5 protein-coding genes and 1 pseudogene are annotated in these 9,712 nt (G+C 35.3%); all 6 read right to left on the minus strand.

Annotation, left to right across the window (positions count from 1 at the left end; translation table 11 throughout):
- Positions 1-181 (minus strand): annotated as a pseudogene (locus tag P8H68_RS06605) (hypothetical protein); the annotation flags it as partial.
- 119 nt (positions 182-300) lie between these two features.
- Positions 301-1,029, minus strand: a complete 729-nt coding sequence (locus P8H68_RS06610) for an energy transducer TonB (protein WP_300322681.1) — start codon at positions 1,027-1,029, stop codon at positions 301-303.
- A 132-nt stretch (positions 1,030-1,161) separates the two neighbouring features.
- Positions 1,162-1,566: a VanZ family protein gene (locus tag P8H68_RS06615; RefSeq protein ID WP_300322683.1), complete on the minus strand. Its 405-nt coding sequence runs from the start codon at positions 1,564-1,566 to the stop codon at positions 1,162-1,164.
- Positions 1,532-1,912 (minus strand): glycine cleavage system protein GcvH, encoded by a 381-nt coding sequence (gene gcvH, locus P8H68_RS06620; protein WP_300322685.1) that lies wholly within the window; start codon positions 1,910-1,912, stop codon positions 1,532-1,534. The genes P8H68_RS06615 and gcvH overlap by 35 nt, the downstream gene beginning before the upstream one ends.
- 117 nt (positions 1,913-2,029) lie before the next feature.
- Positions 2,030-9,112, minus strand: coding sequence for a cell surface protein SprA (gene sprA / locus P8H68_RS06625; protein WP_300322687.1), 7,083 nt, complete (start codon positions 9,110-9,112; stop codon positions 2,030-2,032).
- Between the two features lie 75 nt (positions 9,113-9,187).
- On the minus strand, positions 9,188-9,712 hold a 525-nt coding region (gene ruvA, locus P8H68_RS06630; RefSeq protein WP_300322689.1), incomplete at its 5' end, for a Holliday junction branch migration protein RuvA.

Raw genomic sequence — 9,712 nt, forward strand, 5'->3', positions numbered from 1 at the left:
CTGTTAAATCGGCATTTCCCATCACCGTAACTTCAATTTGTTTTGATTCGTACTCAATTAAAACATAAACTACAAATAATGCAGTTACCAATCCTAATAGGGTAAATAACTTTGAGCTCCTTTCTAGCTTCTCATTAAATCGTTTTTGCGTGTAGGCTGATTCTTTTTTTTCTGTTCTCATATTATTCAATTTTAAGGTTTTAAATTTGAATTTCAAGAAGTATGCCACTATTTAAAAAATATAAAAACAAAAAAAAAGGCTATCTTTTCAGATAGCCTTTTTTATATATAAAATCTTAATTATTCTACTAAGAATGAAATCGGTAAAGAGTAACGAACACTTACTGGTCTACCTCTTTGTTTACCTGGAGTCATTTTAGGCAAAGTCTTCACAACTCTTTCCGCTTCTTTCTGAAGTCTAGGGTGTGGTGCTCTTGCTTGAATCTCAGTAATTGAACCTGTTTGGTCAATTTTAAACATTACGAAAATTCTTTTCTTTCCTGCAGACAATCCTAAATCAGATGCCAAACTTGAATTAAATTTTCTATTGATATGCTTGCTAATCTTTTGAGAAAAACATGCTTTCTTCTGCGCTTTAGTTCCTTTTTCACATCCAGGGAAAACAGGAATATCTTCAATAATTGCAAAAGGTACATCCTCTACAATTTCTTCAGCTTCTACTTCTTCTACAATTTCTTCAACAATCACCTCTTCTTCTTCGTCGGTTTCTGTTGTTTCTAAAACTGTTTCTTCAATTTCTTCTTTATCCTCAACTATTTCAATAATTTCTGGTGCAGGTGGTGGTGGTGGTGGTGGTGGTGGTTTCACCGGTATAGGACGCGATGTAATTACCATTTCTTCTTCTTCTTCACCAGATAATGACGCTGTACCTAAGTCCGCAATCACCCTGTCATAAGTCTTGTGTTCAATTGAAACATACACAATAAATAGAGCTAACACCAAACCAAGTTGAATAAACAACTTTGTGAAATTCTGGAGATCAGCTTTAGGATTTTTCTTTACTTCCATTTGTTGAAATAATTAATGAGTTCGCTAATTTAATAATTTAAATACGACTTATGCAAACCTAAGCCCATAAATTAACATGGTTTTCTTCTTTTTTTTTACAATTTCTTAAAGTCCTACCCTTTAAGTCTAAAATCAATCTTTCAAAAAATCTTTAAACCTTCTGAAAACTACCTTTTGAAAAAACACATATGCAATGATTATTCCAGATGTATTTGCCAAAACATCAAAAAAATCAGCTGTTCTATAGGTGGTCAACTCTTGTTGCAGAATCTCCATCAATACACCAAACAGAAAAACGAAGAAAACCATCCAAAATTTAAAGGATGGTTTTGTTTTTATTTTTTGCGCTGCAAAAAGCCAACTCAGCGTCAAACCAAAATAGGCTAACGAATGTTGGTATTTATCTACATTATCAATTTTAATAACAGGAGTAATAGAACTAATTTTAGACAGGCTTAAATAAGCCACTATCGCTGTTAAAGAAACTGCAATTGATACGGCATTAGCCTTGTACAAGTTCTTTATAAGCGCTAGCATCTAATAAATCGTCTATTTGTGTTACATCACTTGCTTTTACTTTAATCATCCAACCTTCACCATAAGGATCAGAGTTCACTAATTCAGGAGCATCTTCCAAACCTTCATTAAACTCAATAACTTCACCTGTCATCGGCATAAACAAATCAGATACTGTTTTCACAGCTTCTACAGAACCAAACACTTCATTTGCTTCTACGGTATCATCCAAAGTATCAACATCTACATAAACAATATCACCTAATTCACTTTGAGCGAAATCTGTAATTCCAATTGTTAAGACATCTCCATCAATCTGAATCCATTCATGATCCTTTGTATATTTTAAGTTTTCAGGTAAATTCATCGTTATGTTTTTTAAATATTATTTTTAAAATATGTGAACAGCAAAAGTATAAAATATTATGTTCTTCTATAAATAAAATATAGTCCGATAAAAACTTCAAACAGAGAAATCACTTCTTTAGTTTCCTAAGTTATACGTAATACTAATTCCACTGCTTATCGATTGCCTTGGGAACGATGTAGAAATTGCATATCTAGTGGCAGATTGATCGTAATAGAAGGTAGCTATTAAGTTTTTATTTAAATTATAATCTGCTGATAGTTTTAATGAGAATAAATTCTGACCTCCTGTAATCTGCGTGTTTTGCGTATCTATAGAACGAATCGTTGTCAAGTTTTGTCGATATGAGACATCTGCCTTCATATTTAAATCTCCTTTGATCGCCTTTCTTCTACCCGATGCTCCTTTTAATTTAAGATCTTTTAATATATACCCTAAACCAAACACATATTCTGTACCTCTAATATCAGACAAAGAGTTGTTGTTAAAACTTAACGCTAAGGTTCTATCTTTATTTACCTCTCCTCTAAAAGATAAACTGTTTTTAAACCTCATATCCACTTTTACAAGCGGAGAAAAACCATCATTAATTGCTATGGTAGAAATTACCACTTTAGATAAATAATTACCATTGATATCCGTTGGTGGCACTCCACCATTTTCAATGTATTGTGCATTGTTACTCATATTGGCTATCGTATAAGACGATTTGTAAGCATGAGTTACAATAAAGCTTGAAAAGTTTTTCTTAAACCATTTGACACGCATAAAGCCTTTATAACTCAAACGCCAATTTGGTATAGGCATATTTCTAAACGGACTTAATTTTTCGGTTTCAGCACTCCCTCCTGAATAAGCAGAAGTAAAAGATGGCAGCAGCACATCTTGGGTATTCAAGCCATATTTGGTCTGATCCAATCCACTTTCATTTGCAAGTCTTTCTTGTATTGTAGCCCTATTATTTAAAAACTGTTGGAATGTTTCATCTCCATTGCCATCAAAGGAAGTTTTAAACATACTATAAGTCATACTAAAATTACTCGTTTCCGTAAGCTGAGTATATTCAAACCTTCTATCAAAACCAGATTCGACAGTTCCATTTCCATAATCTAATACCGCATCAATTTGTTGCGATTTATTTCTGGTGGTAATTCTATTTGCATTGATATTGATATCCAAATCTTTTATTGGCTTTACCGATAATGACCAATCTAGCTTATCGTAATGTGTATTTGTATAAGTTTTAGAATAATAGTTTTCATCTTCCACGCCATTTATATTCACGTTTCTTGTTGTCAACCAATCTTGTTGCAAGGCCAATTGCCTAATATCACGTTGATCTCCAAAAACAAAACCAAATGTAGGTGCCATACTTCCACCTCCACTTCTAGTTTGCCCTAAAAAGCCAACTGATTCCTTATACCCTGGCAAATACATACCATTATTATCTGCGTAACTTATTCTACCTGTTTTGATCATTGTTACCAAATCATAGGCAACATTCAATACTTTTTCACCGGTAGAAACTTTCTTCTTCTTACCAATTCTCCTCGGAGCAGATGGGGTTGCAAACTTTGGAGCTCCGTCGTCTTTTTTAGATTTTTTCTTCTTTTTAGATTTCTTTGAACTTGGTGTAAACAAGCTCTTCAAATCAATATCTTTATAAAATTTGGTCATGTTTAAATTAGAAGAAATGGTATGGGTATTGGCATTCTGAATCGCATTACCAATTTCGTATTGAAAAGACTGAGAACCTGCTTGCCAATTAAAATCCGCAGTATAACTATAATCCGCAGTAACAAAACCTAAGTAAGGTAGTTTGTTAATTGGAATTTGATAATTGGCATCAAATTTTTGACTGTAATTGTTGGCACGACCAAGATTAAAGAAATTAGAAAATAACTGGACGTTTTCAGCATCATCCGTATTTTCGAAAGCATCATAAATATGATTGTTTGCTGCCCTCAAATTAAACTTTAGATTCTTACTTAAGTTGTATCCAATATTATAATCCCAGTCAAACAAGAAATTTCTTTGTTGCAAAGTTGGCAAAGCGCCTCCGGAAACCAAATTTCTTGAGGCCTGTTCGTTATAACTCCTTGTAATATTGCTATTCACACCAATGGTTGATGGCAGTAAATTGAAGTTGATATCCTTAATAATTCTGAAATATTTATTATCTAAAGATTTTGAGTTCTTAAACGGCTCAATAGGCATCGATGGAATATTATAGGCATAATTAGCCGATGTTTTTACATCCTGCACTATGTGTTTTTGAATATTATAATCTCTATGATTTTCCTCATTATAGCTATAAGAAACAGAAAAATTCTCAACATCATAAGGCTTTGGTTTCTTTTTCAATTCTCCAACACGTTCCTTTCTAACGTTGATCAAACTGATACTGTGTCTTTTGGTATAATCTCTAGCACTGCTGCTATTTTGATTGATATCTTTAGCATCTTCAAATTTCACATCCTGAAATTGAGGATCGTATTTCGGATCTTTAAACTCCTCAGAAATAGAATAACTCAAAGGAATTTTAATTCCCCATTCTTTTGGCATTAATTTCCCAACGTTTACATTGGTAGAAACACCATATTGCTTTACATCTTCCTGACTTCTTTCGTTCACACGTTCTTCTACTCCACCAAAACCAATGGTAGAAATACTACCTGTTAGGGCAACATCCGCCAAATCAGCAAAATTAGCATTGGCGCTTACCACAGAGGCCCATCCACCTTCATTATCAAAACCAGCGACACGCAATTCATTAAACCAGATTTCAGCACTTTGTTGAACATTAGAAATATTCTGCACCCCCATCATCATGGTTTTAATATTAGCCAAGTTTGGATTTCCTTTGACTCGTATTCTATATTTAATTTCTTCACCATCCACAGGCAATGGATATAATTCAGTTGCACTTGGCGAACTTTCATCGGCATATCGTTCTACCTTTAACAAACCAAGACTTTCTAAGTCTACTTCAAAATTATTCTCGGCAGGCCAGACCTCTTCACTTGTCGACTGACTAAATAACGTTGCTTTTAAAGGCACTTCAATCTGATAAAAGTTATCATTTAAATCCGATCCCAAACGCATGATGGCCATCATCTTGTCGTCTTCCAAATCAGTTCCAATACCTTCCGCATGTACAAACATTTTCAATCTTTTATACATTCTCAGATCAGAAATCATATTCTTAAATACCGTACGTGCTTCACCAGATGGTAAGTCCTTTATTTTGACCGATAATGATTGTTCATTCTGAAACTGCAACCTAGTACTCCCTTGCAATTGCTCTCTCTGAATTCCTGGAGGTAATACATACGGAATAGGCTGTCTACTTGCATTCTCCTCAATATTCACAACCCCTGTGGTGAAATTATTCAACTCATTTTCATCTAAATCATCATCAGGAACTTGAACTCCACCGTGCACATTTTTCTCGTAACGTCTCCAATCACCTCTTACCAATTGTAACTGACCAAACCTCAGCACAACAGGAGATTTGAACTTAGTTAAGAACATACGCATAAAACGAATGGAGTTAAAATCAGAAATACCGTTGATTGGAACTCCTCCACTAATTGGAATTCTAAACTGATACCAAGTAACATCCTTTTCCAAACCGTCAGGTGTTTCCCTTTTGGTTCTTTTTACATCTACAATATTGTTTCGTCCTAAAACCAAGTCCGATGCATTCAATGATACTTTGTATTGATAATATGCATTGATGGTATTCATCGTCTGATCCTTGTTGATATCTTCGGCATCTGCAACTGCCGTGGCCGATGTAGGATAGGATTCGGTACTTAAATTAGCCGTTGGAGAATTTCCTTCTGTTTTATTGTAATCTTTATATCTGGTGATAACAGATGCATTTTGCGCATCATAATCACTTCCTCTAAAAAAGTGGTAATTATCTGTAGACCTATCCGTTGAACCCGTATTGGGATAACGTGTTTCACCTGCATCATTAAAACCATCTAGACCAACATCTTGCAATACCCTGTCTTCATCCAATTCAGTAAAGGCATATAAAAAGGTGTTGTTTGTAGGTATCTTAGACCAAACGGTCTCATCTGTATTGTCAACCTCTCCAGCACCTGGCAATCCATTTTCATAAACTTTCCTGCTATCTTTCAATACATCCTCAGAGATATTCCCAAGGTTGAAAAACAATTCTCCTTCTTCAATTGGTGCCACTCCTCCTCCTTCTTCTGCATTTATTGAATAACCTTGATAAGGATCTTGCATCCAAAACTGAATGTATTCAACATTCGCTCTTTCAAAATCCGTTGTTGTTAAAGCTCTAGTAATTCCAGCCCATCTATCCTCAGGATTTGCCAAACTTCCATCAATATCCAAGTTCGTGATATCGTAGTTGTAACTACCTCTCTCCTTTGGGAAATAAGACAAATCAAACGTGGAAAGCGTTGTGGATTGTGTAAAATCTAAATCTGTTGCGGGGAAAATCTCATTATAATCAACCCTACTTACCTCATTCCTAGAAAGTTCATCGTTATCAATATTACCAGGAGTCAAAGAAGAATTCCCATAAAACAATCTATCAATAGAATACCAAGCCATATCGGCTCTTTTCTCTCCATATTCCAAAGAAGGATCTTCGCTATCGGGTCCAAAATCATAAGTCACACTACCCTCTGTAAAGTTTAAGGGTTTACTTGCAATTTTCCATGAATTTTCATCCATGATACTCAATGGAATTTGTGCTCCTTCAAAGTCATCTATATAAGTGGTCGCTTCCCCATCTTGATCAATTCCACTTGGTGTCCCAGGCAACATATATGCAAAATCTCCCCTAACTGTCAATTGAGATGGAACATCCGTATCTTGGAAAGGCAATTTATTTACCATTTTAGTCAACCATGGGATTTCAGAATCATAGTTAAAAGTAAGCCCCAACATGGTATTATTAATTGGATCAGAACCATAAGATGTTTTTTGAGTCAGTGGACGTTCATTCACATTCAAATAAGTTCCTGTCATTTGAAATTTCTCAGAGAACTTATGTTCTACATCAATCCCCACATAACGTTTGGTTTGCTGATTAAACAAGGTGTTATTCTCCAATGACACTTGTACCGGTGCACCAGAAGCTTCAATGGCCGGATTGATTATTTGCACCCTACCACTTAAATAATCCACTACATAATCAGCACCTTCCGTCAATACAATTCCATTAGAAGTAACGGTAACCGATCCTCTTGGAACGTTAAACGCACCCAAAGAAATACCATTACTAGCATCAGACTTATAGTACCCTTTGATCAAATACTTATCTCGTGTTTGATAATTGTTCTGTGCAACCGCCTGAATATTGGTGTACAACTCTTTGAACAAATATTGATCATCAGCTGCATCTGTTAATTTAGACTCCAAATCTCGTCCAAACGGCTCTACGGTTGGGAAATGAATGCTCCCCGTCTCCGAGTCCACCGTAATTCCTTCAACATAATCAAAATACCCATCCCCCTTAGGTTTCAAGAAATTATTTTGATCCAAGCTATCCAGTTTCATTAAGTTCAATAAGGTACGATCGCTTACAATAACTTCTGTCCCATTGGAATTATAGGTTGATACTGCATTTTGTAAAGAGTTAATTGCTACCCCTGTCTGATCATCTTTATACAAAAGCTCTAATAAAAACCCTTCAGACTGCATCTGATAGGCGCCTAAAGAATAGACGTTCTTCATCATCAAATCCCAAATTCTTTTTCCAGGTTCTTTGATTTCTGAACGCAACATTTTCACCACCAAATTATCGTTAGATTCAATTCCATCTGTAGAAAATTCACCTACTTGATACACCTGTTCATCTCCTGTAATAGAATATTGAAAAGCGATAGCCAAAACATCCCCATCGGTCAAGTTTCTATTCAAGGTCAACACCCCTAATTGCGGGTGAAACGAATATTCATTTAGACTTAGTTTTTTTGCGTTTTCTAAAATGGTATAATCCGATCCTTGGGTTGGATTTAACATTCCTGAATTGATCAATGCATTTCTTACCGTTCCAATCTCACGAATACCTGAACCATCCACTAGAACTGAGTTTAAGGTATTGGCATCATTATCTGGCAACTCAGGAGTTAATTCTGTAATCCCTGCATTGGTAATATTGGAAAGAGTGTTGTCATAAAAATCTCGACCATTTTCCCCTAAATCTGTCAAGGCAACAATATTTCTAACATCCTCCGTTGCGGAACCTCTATTGGTAATCCAAACCTCAACTTTTATCACATTTACAGAACTATTGATAATCGGAAAATTCTTTAAGGCATCATTATAGTTATTTCTAAAATAGTGTGATAAAAAGAAATATTTATTGGCTGCATACTGCGTTGTTTGCAACTCAAATTCATTCAATGAAGAACCTCCTTTGGCGGTAACCGTTTTTGTTTCTGATTTTTGCTCAGAAAAAACTGACGTAATGGTTGTTTTTCCAAATTGCAATTCCGATTTGATACCAAACAAACTTTGAGAACCCGTGATCAAGTTATTACTAACATCCATACTCACGTTACCCAATTCTATCTTTCTAACAATATCATCAGCATTTTCAGATTCAAAACCATTTTGCATGGTTGGCAAAAATTCAACTTTCACCAAATTCTGAAAATCGAAAGTAGATTTTGTATCGTAGTTGGCGGTAACTTTTAAGCGTTCCCCAATCTTTGCCCCGATACTTGCCGTTACCTGTTGATCAAAATCAAAAGTGGTATTACTTCTATTTTCCTCAGACAATTGCGGGTTTTCAATATTCTGATACAAAACCCCCATTCTCACATCAATAGACCCTTGCGTATTTACTTCAATAGCGTTTCCACCAAAAATAGTTTTGAACAAACTAGAGTTTACATAATAAGTAGGCAACAAATTTTTCTGCGCCTCTTCACTACCTTCTTTGTCGCTATTCAAAGCACTAATCTTATCTTTATAATAAGATTGTATGTCTTGGTTCAAACGATACTCTTTGTATTCAGAAGTAGACATAAACAAAGGTGTGGTCACCTCAACTCCTCCAACAGTTTCTTTTATGATATAACGTTTACTCGCTGCATCATAAATCACTTCTTTATTGGTAGGCAGCTTTAGGAACATGCTATCTCCCGTCTCTTTTTTAGGCGGAATAGAATCTGACTCTACGACAGGCGCAATCTGTGCTGACATTGTAGCGCATAAAAGCACGGTACAACACAACAAAATTACCCCCTTATATTTTTGTAAAAGTCTTCTCAAGTTTGGTTAGAAACTTTTCAATGCTTTTTTAATTAATGCTTCGACAGACAATGAGTTGTCTTCTTTTAGTATTCGGTCTAATACTTTTTCCGAAATTTTTCGCGCAAATCCAAGTACTTCTAAAGCAGATAACGCTTCTTCTTTATTAGTATTGTGCGCAGGAAGCTCATTTTCATCCAAATCAAAAGTTTTAACAACCTTATCTTTAAGGTCTAAAATAAGTCTTTGTGCTGTTTTAGCTCCTATTCCTTTTACCGATTGAATCAATGCGACATTAGAGGAAGCGATCGCCTGTTGAATTTCTTCTGAAGTCATAGAAGACAACATGGTTCTGGCAATGCTAGGCCCTACTCCCGATACAGAAATAAGCAACCTAAAAATTTCTCTCTCCAATCTAGTGACAAAACCAAACAAAGTATGCGCATCTTCTTTGATAGAAAGGTGCGTATATATAGTGATGGATTCATCTGCTGGTAAGGCACTAAATGTATTTAAGGATATATGCAATAAATACCCAACACCATTGCAATC

It is taken from the genome of Flavicella sp. (genome assembly GCF_029238425.1).
In the GTDB taxonomy this organism is placed as follows: domain Bacteria; phylum Bacteroidota; class Bacteroidia; order Flavobacteriales; family Flavobacteriaceae; genus Flavicella.

Coding starts and splice junctions, on each gene's coding strand:
- P8H68_RS06610 (WP_300322681.1), bottom strand. CDS start 1,029: ATGGAAGTAAAGAAAAATCCTAAAGCTGATCTCCAGAATTTCACAAAG.
- P8H68_RS06615 (WP_300322683.1), bottom strand. CDS start 1,566: ATGCTAGCGCTTATAAAGAACTTGTACAAGGCTAATGCCGTATCAATT.
- gcvH (WP_300322685.1), bottom strand. CDS start 1,912: ATGAATTTACCTGAAAACTTAAAATATACAAAGGATCATGAATGGATT.
- sprA (WP_300322687.1), bottom strand. CDS start 9,112: ATGTCAGCACAGATTGCGCCTGTCGTAGAGTCAGATTCTATTCCGCCT.